The sequence below is a fragment of the Arthrobacter sp. H14 genome, from assembly GCF_000520495.1.
GTDB lineage: Bacteria > Actinomycetota > Actinomycetes > Actinomycetales > Micrococcaceae > Arthrobacter_C.
In genome coordinates, this window is sequence record NZ_KI914650.1 from 13,087 (window position 1) to 28,339 (window position 15,253).

At 60.4% G+C, this 15,253-nt stretch carries 11 protein-coding genes and 1 pseudogene; 4 read left to right on the top strand and 8 right to left on the bottom strand.

The window, feature by feature from the left end:
• A pseudogene (locus Y707_RS25060) lies at nucleotides 1–485 on the bottom strand (ribulokinase); the annotation flags it as partial.
• A 124-nt stretch (nucleotides 486–609) separates the two neighbouring features.
• The gene (locus tag Y707_RS0110465) at nucleotides 610–1,668 is read right to left on the bottom strand and encodes a LacI family DNA-binding transcriptional regulator (protein WP_026535050.1); all 1,059 of its coding nucleotides are present in this window, start codon (nucleotides 1,666–1,668) and stop codon (nucleotides 610–612) included.
• Nucleotides 1,669–1,809: 141 nt separating this feature from the next.
• Between Y707_RS0110465 and Y707_RS0110470 the strand changes: the two genes are divergently transcribed.
• Nucleotides 1,810–3,060: a D-arabinono-1,4-lactone oxidase gene (locus Y707_RS0110470; protein ID WP_026535051.1), complete on the top strand. Its 1,251-nt coding sequence runs from the start codon at nucleotides 1,810–1,812 to the stop codon at nucleotides 3,058–3,060.
• A 58-nt stretch (nucleotides 3,061–3,118) separates the two neighbouring features.
• Here the strand turns inward: Y707_RS0110470 and chvE are convergent, their stop codons facing one another.
• Nucleotides 3,119–4,231 (bottom strand): multiple monosaccharide ABC transporter substrate-binding protein, encoded by a 1,113-nt coding sequence (gene chvE / locus Y707_RS0110475; RefSeq protein ID WP_026535052.1) that lies wholly within the window; start codon nucleotides 4,229–4,231, stop codon nucleotides 3,119–3,121.
• 194 nt (nucleotides 4,232–4,425) lie between these two features.
• Complete coding sequence (locus Y707_RS0110480) at nucleotides 4,426–5,652, bottom strand: ROK family transcriptional regulator (protein ID WP_253905130.1); 1,227 nt, start codon at nucleotides 5,650–5,652, stop codon at nucleotides 4,426–4,428.
• A gap of 122 nt (nucleotides 5,653–5,774) precedes the next feature.
• Here Y707_RS0110480 and xylA point away from each other — a divergent pair, with 122 nt between their 5' ends.
• A complete protein-coding gene (gene xylA, locus Y707_RS0110485; protein ID WP_026535054.1) occupies nucleotides 5,775–6,962 on the top strand; it encodes a xylose isomerase in 1,188 nt (395 codons plus the stop codon).
• 134 nt (nucleotides 6,963–7,096) lie between these two features.
• Here the strand turns inward: xylA and Y707_RS0110490 are convergent, their stop codons facing one another.
• Genes Y707_RS0110490 through Y707_RS0110505 form a run of 4 tightly spaced genes read right to left on the bottom strand, consistent with a single transcriptional unit; the run spans nucleotide 7,097 to nucleotide 12,647 of the window.
• Nucleotides 7,097–9,478 carry a beta-xylosidase/alpha-l-arabinosidase gene (locus tag Y707_RS0110490; protein WP_035781216.1) on the bottom strand — a complete coding sequence of 794 codons (2,382 nt, stop codon included), beginning with the start codon at nucleotides 9,476–9,478 and terminating at the stop codon, nucleotides 7,097–7,099.
• A gap of 31 nt (nucleotides 9,479–9,509) precedes the next feature.
• A complete protein-coding gene (locus tag Y707_RS0110495) occupies nucleotides 9,510–10,412 on the bottom strand; it encodes a carbohydrate ABC transporter permease (RefSeq protein WP_035781219.1) in 903 nt (300 codons plus the stop codon).
• Between the two features lies 1 nt (nucleotide 10,413).
• Nucleotides 10,414–11,259: a carbohydrate ABC transporter permease gene (locus Y707_RS0110500; protein WP_081744779.1), complete on the bottom strand. Its 846-nt coding sequence runs from the start codon at nucleotides 11,257–11,259 to the stop codon at nucleotides 10,414–10,416.
• 56 nt (nucleotides 11,260–11,315) lie between these two features.
• Nucleotides 11,316–12,647, bottom strand: a complete 1,332-nt coding sequence (locus tag Y707_RS0110505; protein WP_026535058.1) for an ABC transporter substrate-binding protein — start codon at nucleotides 12,645–12,647, stop codon at nucleotides 11,316–11,318.
• A gap of 252 nt (nucleotides 12,648–12,899) precedes the next feature.
• Between Y707_RS0110505 and Y707_RS0110510 the strand changes: the two genes are divergently transcribed.
• Both Y707_RS0110510 and Y707_RS0110515 read left to right on the top strand, forming a co-directional pair.
• Nucleotides 12,900–13,940, top strand: a complete 1,041-nt coding sequence (locus tag Y707_RS0110510; protein WP_026535059.1) for a LacI family DNA-binding transcriptional regulator — start codon at nucleotides 12,900–12,902, stop codon at nucleotides 13,938–13,940.
• Between the two features lie 197 nt (nucleotides 13,941–14,137).
• Nucleotides 14,138–15,253 (top strand): endo-1,4-beta-xylanase (locus Y707_RS0110515; RefSeq protein ID WP_026535060.1); only part of this gene is annotated, 1,116 nt, incomplete at its 3' end.

Consider the following 15,253-nt stretch of genomic DNA (forward strand, 5'->3'; position numbering starts at 1 on the left):
CCGCCGTAGCGTGCCAGCCAGGCCTCGCCGCGCTCCTCGGCCAGTTGGTTGATCCGGTCTGCCTGCGGTTGCGCGGCGTGGTGGCGCCAGAGCTTCACATACGCATGCGGCCGGTCCGCGAAGCGTTCCAGTTCGTTCAGCGGTGTGCCGTCCGCCGTCGTCGGAACCATGGTGCAGGCGGTGAAATCCGTGCCGATTCCGATCACGTCCGCGGCACCGATCCCGGCGTCTTTCACGGCCGCCGGTACCGCATTACGGAGCACGCCGCGGTAGTCCTCGGGAACCTGCAATGCCCAGTCATTGGGCAGCCGATCCCCGCCTGGCACGCGCTCGGTAAGGACGCCATGGGGGTACTCGAAAACACCGTTGCCAAGTTCCGCACCATCGGAAACCCGGACGACGACGGCACGTCCGGACAAGGTGCCGAAGTCGACACCAATGACATACTTTTCGGCGTTGCCGCCGACTGAATCGTACGAGTACATGAAAGCCTCCATCCGGCAGACAGGACGTCCCGATGCCGGTTTCTTAGAGAAGGGAAGAGGAACTGAGATCAATTGTGAGCGCTAACAAGACAAAGTGTCAAGAATCACTCTGGTGCGCCTGGCACTACGCGGGCGGCGCCGTCGTCGTAGACCGGACTATCAGCTGAGGCCTCACCAACGGCGCATCGCTGCTGGCGCCCAAACCTGAAGTGGTCCCGGCGTCAACCGCCGCACCAGACCCAGCATCACCCAGCAAGGACTCGATGCAGCGCCGGCCGAGCTCCTCGAAGTCCGCGCCAACTGAAGTCAGCGGAGGAATGAAATACGCCGCCTCAGGCTGATCGTCGTATCCAACAATGCTGACGTCCTCGGGCACCTTAACCCCAGACTCATGGAAGGCGAGAAGGACGCCAAGTGCCATCTGGTCATTGGCGACAAACAGTGCGGTGAACGAAAGATCCTTGGCAAGTTGCAAACCGGTTCGGTAACCGCATTCGGCACTCCAGTCTCCGCTCAGCAGCACGGACTCCGTCAATCCTGCACCCGCCAGCGAGTCGCGCCAGCCCTGGATGCGTGCGTCCGTGTCGATCCAATTCGCAGGACCCGATAAGTGGGCAATCCTGCGGTGCCCCAGCTCCACCAGGTGGTTGACGGCCAGCATCGCCCCCAACCGCTGATCCACCGCCACTCCGCGGAATTCGCCGTCGCCGCTGGAGCCCATTGCCACCAAGGGAACGTCGATATTGAGTGTATGGAGTACGTCAATGGTCCCCGGATGCGGAACCACCACGACGACGCCGTCCACGCCCTGGTCCATGAAGTGGCCTACCGCATCGTGAATCGCCGCCGGAGTTACCTCCCGCAACGCGGCCATGCTGACGAAGTATCCCGCAGCACGCGCGGCCTGTTCAACGCCAAGCAGTGTGTTCGAGGGACCGTACTGCGATATCTCACTGCCGAGCACGCCAATCGTCTGCGACTTGCGCGTCACCAGATTCCGGGCCGCAATATTGCGCCGATAACCAAGCTCGGCGATCGCCTTCTCCACAAGCGTCTTAGTCTTCGGGCTGACATTGGGATGATCATTGAGCACACGCGACACTGTCTGGTGCGATACGCCCGCCCTCTTTGCGACGTCGCCCATCACCGGGGCACGCGCCTGCCGCTGCACTGTTTCAGACATTGCGGATCCTCCGGGCATCATCATATGAGCAATGCTCGACACATTGTTATCGCTAACATAGCATTGCCCTCGTGCGTCCGATAGCCTCGACCGATCACGGTACGGCCACAATGCGATCATCCATCTCCACCGGAAGTTGATATGAAGAACTGGGCAGGAAATCTGGACTACTCTGCAACCGGAGTGGAACGTCCCTCGTCGCTGGCTGAACTCACCGAAACCGTCGCCGCCGCAGCGAAAATCAAACCGTTGGGCTCCCTGCACTGCTTCAACGATATCGCCAATACCAGCGGCACCCATATCCTGCTGGACGGGTTGGGCGGCCGTCCGGAAATCGACGAGGCACGCGGCGTCGTCCGGGTCCCAGGCCGCACGAGCTACGGCGAGCTGGCGCAGCACCTCCACGAACGCGGTTATGCCCTGCACAACATGGCCTCCCTCCCCCACATCTCCGTCGCCGGCGCCCTGCAAACCGGAACGCACGGCTCCGGTATCGGCAACGGCGGTCTCGCCTCGGCGGTGAAAGCCATCGAACTGGTCCGTGCCTCCGGCGAAGTCGACAGGCTGGAGGAGTCCGACGGCGACGAGTTCTTTGGCAGCGTGGTCGGACTCGGCGCCCTCGGGATCGTGACCGCCGTCGAACTCGCTATCGAACCGACCTACCAGGTAAGCCAGCACGTCTTCGAACGGCTGCCATGGGCGGAGGCTCTGGAAAACTTCGAGGAAATCGCCGCGAGCGCCTACAGCGTCAGCCTGTTCACCGACTACTACGAAGACAGCATCGCCCAGGTCTGGCAAAAGGCACGGATTGACGACGACGGCGACACCGGTGCTGCACCGCAGACCTTCTTCGGCGCCACGGCCGCAACCATCCCGCGGCACCCACTACCTGAAATGTCAGGCGAAAACTGCACCGAACAACTTGGCGTCCCGGGACCGTGGCTGGAACGACTGCCCCACTTCCGCCCGGAATTCACGCCGAGCAATGGCGACGAGCTGCAGAGTGAGTACATCCTTCCCCGGGAGCACGCCGCGGCTGCCCTGGAGCAGCTGCGTGGCTTGTCCGGCCGGATCGCTCCGTTGCTGTATGTCTCGGAGATCAGGACGATTGCCGCCGACGAATTCTGGCTCAGCCCCAGCTACCGGCAGGACAGCGTTGCATTCCACCTGACCTGGAAACCCCGCCAGTCCGACGTCGAAGCCCTGCTCCCGGACATCGAGTCAGCCCTGTCGCCACTGGGAGCACGACCACACTGGGGCAAACTCTTCACCGCCGGCGCCGACCAACTGGCGCCCCTCTACCCGCGCTTCAACGATTTCCGGAGCCTGGTGGAAAAGCACGACCCGACCGGCAAATTCCGCAATTCCTACCTGGACCGCGTGCTGGGATAAGGCGGGACGACCATCCGGCCGCCGGACCAACAGCCCGCCAGCCAAGCTTTGAATACCTTTACTTAAGCTCCTTGGCCGTATAGAAGCCGCTGTCAACGAGGACTTCTTCGTAGTTTTCAATAGTCACGATCTCAGACTCAAGCAGATACGCCGGCACGACCTTTTTGCCATTGTTGTAGGTTTCCGTGTCGTTGACTTCCGGCTTTTCACCCTTGAGCAGGTCGTCGACCATGATGACTGCCCTTTCACCGAGCTTGCGGACGTCCTTGAAGATCGTCGAATACTGCTCGCCTGCGATGATGGATTTAACCGAGGCCAGATCCGCATCCTGTCCAGTAACCACCGGCAGATCGTCCTTGGGATAGCCGGCGGAAGTGAGGGCCGAGATAATACCGATCGCCAAGCCGTCGTTCGCCGAGAGAACGCCATCGAGCTCGGCGCCACCGCCAACGGTCAGCAGGTCCTCCATCCGGGACTGTGCATTGGCTGGAAGCCAACCCTGGATGGCAGCTTGTTCAAACTTTGTCTGCCCACTGGGCACGTTAAGCACCCCGCTGTCGAGGTAGGGCTGCAGAGTATCCATGGCGCCGTTCCAGAAAAAGCCGGCGTTATTGTCATCCGGGCTACCAGCGAAGAGCTCTATGTTGAATGGTCCCTTCTCGCCTGTCTCTTTGCCGTTCTCATTGAGGATCCCCAGACCGGTCAGCAGCGACGTACCTTGTTGAACTCCGACCTGATAGTTGTCGAAAGTGGTGTAATAGTCGACCGTCTCCGAACCGTTGATCAGGCGATCATAGGCGATCACTGGAATGTCCTGCCGCTCTGCCGTCTCGAGCACGCTGGTCAGCGTCGTCCCATCGATGGAAGCGACAATCAGTGCCTCAACACCGCTGGTGACCATGTTCTCGATCTGTGAGATTTGAGTGGGGATGTCGCCATTCGCGTACTGAAGGTCGACCTTGTATCCGCGCTCTTCCAGCTCACTCTTAACGTTCGCGCCGTCGGCGATCCACCGTTCCAGTTGCTGAGACGGCATTGCCACTCCCACCAAAGCGCCCTCGCTGGACCCTGAACCTCCTCCGCTGTCAGCGCGGCCCTCGCCGCATGCGGTCAAGGTAAGAGTGAGAATTCCGGCTGCTGCTATACCGGTAAAAAATTTGCTTCTCTTCATTGAGATTCCCTTCAAGGATGTAGGCGCCCGAGCCGTAGAAGTGTGATCGCCGGCCGAGCGATGCGACTGCAGGCAAAACTACGGGCATCACATGAAGGGGTCAATGGATTTTGGCAAAAAGTTTAGAACCTATACGAAATTGAGACATAAGCACCAGGCAGGCTATGGCCCCGCCAGAGGATTTTCGACTCTCGTCAGCTGAATAGTTCGTAGGGTTTTTGGAGCACGCTCCTGATGCGGCTTCCAGCAGCGCCCATAACGGCGGCCGTTGGCCCGAGCTTCGATACCAGGATCCGGTCCTCGGCCAATAATGCCGGCGCATGCCGGTTCACACTGCCCCTGAACGCAGGGACTATCCAGCGTTCAAGCTGCGCGAAATGACCACCCAGGACAACGGCGTCCAGGTTAAGCATGCGCAGAGTAGATGCTGTGGCGACGCCAAGGTGGTGTCCGGCCCGTTCCACTGCCGCCAGTGCCGCGGCATCCTGACTTTCCAAAGAAACGCGCAACGCTCCCATTCGTTCAACCGTGTTGCCGCCGTCAACTCCAGCTTGGGCCAGAATGGCCTCCTGCCCCGCGTATCTTTCCAGGCACCCGACTCCTCCGCAGGAGCAATCCGGTCCGTCCGGGTCCACGACGACATGGCCGATTTCCCCGGCGTTGCCACCTGGCCCCTCAAACAATTCCGAATCGATAATTACGCCGCCACCGATCCCCACCTCGCCGGAGACGTAGAGATAATTGTCCAAATCGCGGCCATGCCCGTACCAAAGTTCCGCCAATGCAGACGTGTTCGCCTCATTGAAAATCGCGGTACCGAAACTGGCTCCTGAAACTAAAGCCTCCGCCCACAGCGCGACATTTACGTCACGCCAGCCGATATTTGGAGCGCGCAGTACGCGCCCGTTGGCTGGATCAACCAAACCGGGAACAGCCAGCCCGCCGGCATGGATCTTCATTCCTGAACCACCCGCTTGTTCCAGCGCTTCATCCGCCAGCGACTGCAGAGAGCTCAGGACCTCCTCCGGTGGCCTGCCGGCGTTATGCTGCTCCCGCACGGCATGAAAATGAAGTTCACCGGCGAAATCGAGGACGCCCACGGCAATGTAGTCGACGTTGATTTCCATTCCCAATGCCGCCGCTTCGGTGTTCAACGCGACCCCCAGCCCCGGGCGGCCGCGCTCACCAACCCGGTTCAGCCCAACCTCGCTCAAAAGCCCTGCGCTCATAAGATCTGCAACCAAGCTCGACACCGAGGCCTTGGTCAATCCCGTCTCGGCCGCCAGCTGCGCCCTCGTCATCTGCCCGGCTGCGTCGAGCCGGTGCATGATCAAGGCGAGATTCTGTCGCCGGACATCTCCAACCCGTCCAGGCGTTCCACGGTTGGTGGCCCGCCGTGCCACGTCTGCACTAATGGTCACGGTACTCCTCGCTTCAGCCTTTTCCGCTTGCCATATCTATTGACCCGCCGCTGCGGGCATCATATAGTTCAACTTGAAAACTAATTCAGGTTCCATCAAATAACCAGCATGAGGTGCTTTCAATGACTGTACAACCGACCCGCGACGAGAAGTTCTCCTTTGGCCTCTGGACGGTCGGTTGGACCGGGCAGGATCCCTTTGGCGAAGCCACCCGCAAACCAGTGGACCCGGTGGAAGCCGTCCACAGGTTGAGTGACATGGGCGCCTATGGAATCACTTTCCATGACAACGACCTCATCCCCTTTGATGCTGACGCTTCCGAACGGACGCTGATTCTGAAGAACTTCAAGGCCGCTCTGGAAGAGACCAGTCTGACGGTTCCGATGATCACGACTAATCTCTTCACCCATCCGGTGTTCAAGGACGGCGGCTTCACCTCGAATGACCGCAGTGTCCGGCGCTTCGCCCTCCGGAAGGTACTCGCCAACGTAGACCTGGCGGCCGAGATGGATGCCAGGACATTCGTCATGTGGGGCGGCCGCGAAGGCAGCGAATACGACGGCTCCAAGGATCTGTCGGCCGCTTTCGACCGGATGAAGGAAGGCATCGATACGGTTGCCGGCTACATTAAGGACAAGGGCTACGATCTCCGGATCGCCATCGAGCCCAAGCCGAATGAACCCCGCGGAGACATCCTCCTGCCCACGGTCGGCAGTGCCCTCGCTTTAATCAACCAGCTGGACCACGGCGACATCGTCGGCGTCAACCCGGAAACCGGCCACGAGCAGATGGCGGGCCTGAACTTCACCCACAGCATCGCGCAGGCTCTCTGGTCCGGCAAGCTGTTCCACATTGACCTAAATGGCCAGCGGTCCATCAAGTACGACCAGGACCTGGTCTTCGGGCACGGCGACCTGACCAGCGCCTTCTTCACCGTCGATCTGATCGAGAACGGCTTCCCGGGCGGCGGTCCAAGCTACGATGGCCCCCGCCACTTCGACTACAAGCCCTCCCGCACGGATGGCTACGACGGCGTGTGGGCTTCCGCGGAAGCGAACATGTCCATGTACCTGATGCTCAAGGAACGGGCCCAGGCATTCCGCGCTGATGCCGAGGTCCAGTCGGCGATGAAGGATTCCGGGGTGCTCAACCTCTCCGAGTCCACGTTGGGTGCAGGCGAGACCACCGAGGATCTCCTTCGCGATGAGGCTTCCTTCGAGAGCTTCGATGCCGATGCCGCCGCACAGCGCTCCTTCGCATTCGTGCGGCTCAATCAGCTGGCGATGGAGCACCTGCTCAACGCCCGCTAGACCACAACCACAAGCGACCGCCGGTGCCCTGACAGGGACACCGGCGGTGCTGTTTAAGGTTGCGCTGCTACGTTGATGCCTGACATGCAGGAGGACCGGACCCGTTCATCGTGGCCCGGTCCCCCTGGTTTCGATTAGCTCTGCGCCGGGGCGGCAGCCCGGACATGGGACCGTGCCTGCAGAGCCCGCGTGTGATCGACTACCCGCGTCTCACCGGTCAGGGTGCACTCGAGCGAATGCACGATGTCCGCACTGGACCTGCCCAGCCGGAGCTCGATAGTACCGGGCTCCACGATCCGCTCGTAGCTCTTCCCGGAGAAAGCCGTCAGCTCAGCATGCACCTCAAACTCCACCTGCGCGGACTCGCCGGCTTCGAGCTCCACCCGCTGGTAGCCGATGAGCCGGTTCACCGGCCGCACGACGCTGGCCACCGGGTCATGCAGGTATAACTGGACGACGTCGGCACCATGCCGAGCGCCATGATTGGTCACCTTTATGCCGACTCTCGCAGCCTCGTGCGTATCCACTTCGGTCCGGGAGATCCAGGCCTCGCTCCACTCAAATTCCGTGTATCCGAGCCCGTGGCCAAACGCGAAGCGCGCCGTGGGGTCGATATTGGACACCTGACTTGCCCCGGCCAGCGGCGGAGAAAGGTACGTTCCCGGCTGACCTCCAATTTGGGCAGGAATGCCCACGGGCAGCCGTCCGGAAGGATTAATCCGCCCGCTGATGATCCCTGCGAGCGCCCCAGCTCCCTCTTCTCCAGGAAAGAACGATTGCACGATGGCGGCCGCACGTTCCGGAGCGTCATGCAGCCAGTAGGTCCGGCCGGCCACGAGGGTGGTGACCACCGGGGTTCCCGATTCCAGCACGGCATCGAGCAACTCCCATTGGCGTCCCGGCAGCTCGAGGGATTCGGCGTCGCACCCTTCCCCTGAGGTGCCCCGGCCGAACAGTCCAGGCCTGTCCCCCAGCACTGCGATCACCAGGTCGGCGCGGGACGCCGCCGCAACCGCCTCCGGGATGCCACCTGTCTCGGTCCCGTCGACGCTGACACCGGGTGTGAATTCAACGTCCGCATCCGGATATTCCGCGCGGATGGCCTGCAGAACAGTCGGAATCCCGATCCCGAGAGGAGTTCCCGGATAGGACGTTCCGACATGCCCGGGGAATGAGTAGCAGCCCAGCAAGTTGAGTGCATCGTCGGCATTGGGCCCGACGACGGCGATCCGCCGGGTTGCCACAGCTGGGAGGGTTCCATCGTTGCTCACCAGGACTACTGCTTGTTCAGCGAGCCGCCGCGCAATGCCGCGATCGGCAGCCGGATCCAAGTCCACCCGCCCACGAACGCTTTCGACGTCGTCGAGGTCCTCCTCCGACCATCCCCCAGGCAGCGGAGACCAGTCCGGATCGAGCAAGCCCAGCTCCAGTTTCTGGTGCAGCACGCGACGCAGGGCGCGGTCGACATACGCTTCGTCGAGCCGGCCATCCTCGATTTCGGCGATAAGGGGATCGCCGAACGCCTTCATCGTTGGCAGTTCGACGTCGAGACCCGCCCGCAGTGCCTGCGCGGCGGCGTCGCCCCATGTACCGGCGACCTGATGCAGCGTCTTCAGGAAGGAGACCCCGAAGTAGTCGGCAACGACCGTCCCGTCAAAGCCCCACTTCTCCCGCAGCAGCCCGGTCAGGAGCGTCTCGTCGGCTGCGGTGGGCACGCCGTCGAGATCTGTGTAGGAATGCATGACCGAACGGACGCCGCTGTCCCGCACGGCCATTTCGAATGGCGGAACCATGATGTCGTTGAACTCGCGCGGCCCCATGGAAACAGGAGCAAGATTCCGTCCCGCCCTGGACGCAGAGTAACCAATGAAGTGCTTCAGAGTCGCGACAATGCCGCTCGATTCCAGGCCGCGGACGTACGCCGTCGCAATCGTGCCCACCAGCAGCGGGTCTTCACCGATCGTCTCTTCGACACGTCCCCAGCGGACATCGCGGACCACATCGAGCACGGGTGCCAGACCCTGGTGCACACCGACGCTCTTCATTCCCGCGCCGATGCGCGAGGACATTTCCTCCACCAGCTCTGGATTGAACGTTGCGCCCCAGGACAACGGCACTGGGTACGCCGTCGCACCCCACGCGGTAAAACCGGCCAGACATTCCTCGTGGGCGACAGCCGGGATGCCAAAACGGTTTCCGGCCGCAATCCGCTGCTGAAGTCTGGCCAGCGAAGCCGCGCCTTCGGCCGGATCCACCGGCGCTGATCCAAAATGCCGGGTCAGCTGTCCGACGCCGTGCGGCACTAGCGACTCGATGTCGACGTTGCCGGATAGGTCGCTCATGTGCGGAGCGACGTCACCTCCTTCCGTGGGCGGAGCAAGCCACAAGCCATACAGCTGCGCGACCTTCTCGTGCATCGACATCTGAGCCACGAGTGATTGCACGCGTTCCTCGGCCGTCAGGGTCTGATCAAGCCAAGCATTGTCGACATCGGTCGGGTTGGCATCAATGGTCATAGGTAGTTACCTCGATAGTTTGGAATGAACGTTACTTGCTGAAGCCTGCGGCCAAACCGCCCACCAGTTGCCGGCGGGCGACAACGTAGAGCACAAGCAGTGGCAATGTTGCGAGCACGACGGCGGCCAGCACCGCCGGGATATTGGCGCCGAACTGCCCCTGATAAGACCACAGGGACAACGGCAGCACCCGCAGGTCCTGGCTCTGGGTCAATACCAGCGGGAACAGAAAACCGTTCCAGACCTGCAGGGCGTTGTAGATGCCCACAGTGACCACCGCTGGCCGGGTCATCGGCAGGGCTAACCGCCACATCATCGCCCAGTCCGAGCAACCATCGAGCCGCATCGACTCGAAAAGCTCGTTCGGCACATTCCGCATGGCGGTGGCCAGGATCAGCACCGAAATCGGTATGGCGAAGGCGATGGAGGGCAGGATCAAAGCCAGCAAGGTGTCGTAGAGCTGCAGACGGATGACCATGTAGTAGATCGGAATGATCGTCGCGTGCAGCGGGATAGCCAACCCGAGCAGGAACAGTTTGTTGGTCATCCCCAAAAACCTGGATTTGCCCCGCACGATGGCGTAGGTGGCCATGAACGAAACCATCAGCGCAGGAATGACGCTGCCGATGGTCACGATGAGGCTGTTGGCAAAGTAGCGCAGGAAGTCGTTCTCCAGCACCAGCGCGTAGTTATCCAGTGTGGGATCAGTGATCCACAGCGGGCTGGTGCTGAAGAATCCGGCTTGATCCTTGAAGCTGGTGAGGATCACGTAGTAGATCGGAAGGATGATCACCGCAAGCCACAGCCACGCCCCAAGACCGCCCGGCAGATTGGGCAGCCGTCGACGGAATGTTGTCCGTGAGGGCTTGTCCGACGCCGGTTCCAGCTCCTGGGCTTCGTACTGGCTGGACCGCGTTGGTCTTGTCACTGTCATTTTACAGTCCTTCCAATTGGCTGGCCGAACGATCCTTGCCGCCGAGCCGTTGCAAGACCAGTGCCAGAGTCAGTCCAATCACGACCAGAATCACGGCCAGCGCACTCGCGGCGCCCATGGCATTGGCTTCAAAACCGGTCAGATACATGTGCAGCGGCAGAATTCTGGTGCTGTAACCGGGACCGCCGCCCGTCAGCACGAACACCAGGTCGAAATACGCCAGTGAACCGACGACCATCAGAGTGGAGGAGGTGATGATGGTGTATTTCAGTTGCGGGAGGGTGATGTGGAAGAACTGCTTGATCCTTCCGGCGCCGTCGATTTCGGCTGCTTCATACAACGACGCCGGGATCTGCCGGACTCCGCCCTGGTAGATCAGCGTATGGAACGGCACGAACTGCCAGGCGATGACGAAGATGACAACAAAGAGGGCCAGGTCAGGATTGCCCAGCCAGTTCTGCGCCAGCGCCGGAATATTCAGCCCCTGTGCAAGCCCGAAGTTCGGATCGAGCAACGCCTTGTAGGCAATGGCCACCGCCGCCGAGGACAGCAGCAGCGGGACGAAATAGAGCACAGCCAGCAGTGCCCGGTACTTCTGGCTGCCGGCGATGAAGACCCCGAGCAGCATGCTGATGGGAGTCTGCACCAGGAACGAGTAGACGATGACCTTGGCTGTCACTACGAGCGCGTTAATGGTCACTGGCGACGTCAGAATTTCCGTCCAGCTGGCCAGCCCCGCCCACGTAATGGCACCCAATCCATTCCAATTGGAGAAACTCAGCAACACTACGCCGCCGAGGGGAATGATCGCGAAGACCAGAAAGAACAGCAGGGCTGGAACCGCCATCCACCCCGAAGGGCCCGCGGTGTGGCGGGCCCTTCGGCTACCGATGTGTGTACTCACTACTGACCGGCTCCCTGCTCAATCGTGCCGTTCATCGTCTCGGTGAACTGCTTCGGAGTGATCTCCCCCAGGAAAATCAGGTCCAGATTGGTGAGCATCGTATCCGCTTGTCCGGGCGAGAGCGCCTGGTCCCAGGACAACTGGAAGGTGGGAGCTTCCTGGGCCATCTCGTATGCGAAAGTCAGGAAGTCGCTGTCGGGCGATTCCTGAAGTTCATCTTCAATGCCCTTGACCGGCGGTACAGCGCCAGTTTCGATGATCTCCTGGATATAGGTTTCATCGAAGAGCGTGTCCTTGAGGTAGCCCTTAGCTGTTTCCTTCTGGGCCCCGGACCCATCGGCATTGATCGACCAGAAGTTGGAGGGGTTGCCGACAATATTGTCGGGGTGGCCTTCGCCACTCTTGACGGCGGGGAACTTGGACCATCCCAAGTCGCCGCTCTCAACAAACTCGGGAGCGGCCGTCTTCATATCCGTATAAACCCAGGAACCTTGGAGCAGCATGGCAGCCTTGCCGGTGTAGAGGGGAGCAACGTCCGCACCACTGTCTGCGGCGATGGAGGAGAAGCCGTCAATGAAACCGCCTGCCTCGACCAGGTCCTGAATCTTGGTCAGCGCTTCAATCACGGCTGGATCGGACCAGGCACCGGGCTCGTTGGCGGCAATCCGATCGAAGACCTCCGGACCGCCAATGCGGTCCACCAGATACTCCATCCACATCAGATTGGTCCATTTGGATTGCCCGCCGAGTGAGATCGGGGCGATGCCGGCTTCCTCGAACCTGGGCACCAGCGCCATCAACTCGTCCCAGGTCTCAGGCGGCTGTGCACCAATCTCTTCGAACAACTGCTTGTTGTGGTAAAGCACCTTCGGCTGGGTGCTGTTGTTTGGAAGCGCGTAGTTTTTTCCGTCAACGACGCCGTTTTCCAGCACGGAGGGCAGGAAACGGTCCTTGACGTCTGGGTTGTTCTCCAGGAAGCCGGTCAGGTCCATCACCTTGTTGGTCTCCACATAGGATTCGAGGACGCCGCCGCCCCAGCCGAAGATAAATGTGGGCCCTTGACCGGCGCCCAACGCCGACCGGATCTTGTTCTTGTAGGCGTCATTGGCGAAGAAACTCACCGACATGGGCTGCTCGGGGTTGTTTTCATTCCAGCGCTCGACGGATGCCTCATACACCGGTTCCGGACCACCGGTCAGTGACCACATGGTCGTTTCTCCGTTGCCCCCGCCGGTGTCCGCGGGACCACTCGAACCGCACGCGGCCAAGCTAAGGGACAGAGTCGCTGCGGCGATAGCCGTGGCCATCGAGCGCGTCTTTCGAGTCTTCATCTTTACATCCGTTTCGTGTCGCGTTCGCTTTGCTCTGGCAATCTCATTCACTGGATTTCGAAAGCCGCGGGTGGTTCCGAAAGTTTTCGAACTGTAGTGAAGTAGGTCACCGTCCACTAAACCGCGGTTGATCGTGAGGGTCAAGGGTTTTTGAATAAAAAGTTTATGACCTATACGAATTCGGGAGTCTGGTCTGCTTTCCGGTTTCGTGATAGCTATTAACGAAACCTTTCGAACATACGAGGAGATGTAGTGACGCTCGACGCAGCTGCACGTTCCAGACCCACTCTGGAGACCATTGCCGAGCTGGCAGGAGTTTCCACTGCCACCGCATCGAAAGTGATCAACGGCCGCAGCGATGTGGCAGACAGCACCCGCGAACGGGTGCTGCAGATATCCAAGGAGCTGAACTACCGCTCACCAGTTCAGCGCCGAATAGTTCCTGAAAACCTCACCATCGAGCTCGTGCTCGACTCCGTCACGTCTGCCTACTGCACCGAAATCCTCAACGGAGTGTTGAAATACGCTGCCGAGCTCGATGTCGACATCGTCGTCAGCAGCATAGGTGCCGATATGCCATCACGGACCAGCCCGGAGCAACATGCCCAGCGGATGATTGACTACGGGCGCAGGGGCATGGTGGTCGTCACCTCAGCATTCAAAGAGTCGCAGCTGAGGGCATTCCAGCGACGCAGCCTTCCAGTCGTAGTTATCGATCCAATGAACCCTCCCGGGTCGAAGATAGTCAGTGTGGGGGCAACGAACTGGGCGGGCGGGAAGTCGGCTACTCAGCATTTGGTGGATCTGGGCCATCAGCGCATCGCGTATATCGGCGGTGTCGAGAAGTCGGAATGCAACCAGGCCCGCCTCCATGGATACATGTCGACCCTGCTAACTGAGGGCATCGACGTCAACCAGGACTATATTGTGCACGGCCAGTTCAAACCGGAACACGGCACCGTAACCGCCCGGAAACTCTTTGCGCTCGAATGTCCGCCCACCGCCATTTTCGCGGCCAGTGACGCCATCGCCGTCGGAGTTCTCGGTGAAGCACGCCGGCAAAACCTGGATGTCCCACGGGATTTGAGTCTGGTCGGATTCGACGACACCTACCTGGCCGAACAAGCCGTCCCCAAGCTGACTTCGGTATCTCAACCTCTGCAGGAGATGGGCGCAGCGGCTTTGCGCTCGTTACTGCAGCAGGTCAGCGGTAAGGCACTGGATTCCCGACGCGTCGAACTCGCGACCCGACTAAACGTCCGGGAATCGACGGCCGCAGTAGGTAGCGTGTGAGCTTTCACTTCCACTAGCGATCGTCCGCGGCTTCTCTTCAAGAGCTGACTGGGTAAATTAAGTTTAGAACCTATACATATTCTGTGATTTGCGTCATGCTGTTCAAAGCGCTCCTTGCTCCTGACGCTGGACACAGCTCATGTTGGGCATCACGAGATCGGCGCTATCGGAAAATCCATCTTGAAGGAGAACCCACGATGAAAGTCACACGCCTAGCGTCCGCCGCCGCAATTGCTTCCGCACTCGTCCTTCCCGCTGCGTTACCCTCAGCCGCCGCACCGCCAAGTGACCGCCCCTTGCCGCCCGGACTTGCCAAGCAAGATACCCTGCGCTGGTCAGCAGCCGACGACTTCTATATCGGTACTGCCGTCGCAGGCGGAGGCCATCATGTTTCCCAGTCATACCCCGCACCATTCTTCAACGACCAGCAATACCGCGAAGTACTGGCCAGCGAGTTCAGCTCCATTTCGGCCGAGAATCAAATGAAGTGGGAGTTCATCCATCCGCAGCGGGGCCGGTACCGGTTCGCGGAAACGGACGCGATCGTCGAGTTCGCACAGGAAAACGGCCAAGTAGTGCGCGGCCATACCTTGCTGTGGCACAGCCAGAATCCGGAGTGGCTTGAGGAGGGCGACTTCAGTGATCAGGAGCTGCGGGCAATTTTGAAGGATCACATCACGACGGTGGTGAGCCGCTATGCCGGTCAGATCCAGCAGTGGGACGTAGCCAATGAAATCTTCGACAGCGAAGGCACCCTACGCACTGAAGAGAATATCTGGATACGCGAGCTCGGCCCCGGAATCATCGCCGATGCATTCCGTTGGGCCCACGAGGCAGATCCTGAAGCCAAGCTGTTCTTCAATGACTACGGCGTCGAGGCCAACAACGCCAAAAGCGACGCCTATTATGAGGTCATACAGAAGTATCTTGCCCAAGGCGTTCCCGTCCACGGATTTGCGGTGCAGGGCCACCTGAGCATGCGATACGGCTTCCCTGCGGGACTGGAAGCCAACCTTCAGCGTTTCGATGATCTCGGATTGGAAACCGCCGTAACCGAAATCGATGTCAGGATGGACTTGCCCATCGGCGCCGATCCAACCGCCGCACAATTGGAGAAGCAGGCGAACTACTACCAGCGGGCGCTGGAGGCCTGCCTCGGTGTTGAAGGGTGCAATTCCTTCACGATCTGGGGCTTCGTGGACAAATATTCCTGGGTGCCGGTCTTTTTTGAGGGCCAAGGCGCCGCGACGGTGATGTGGAATGACTTCACTCGCAAACCGGCCTACTACGCACTGCAGTCCAGTTTGGTCAAG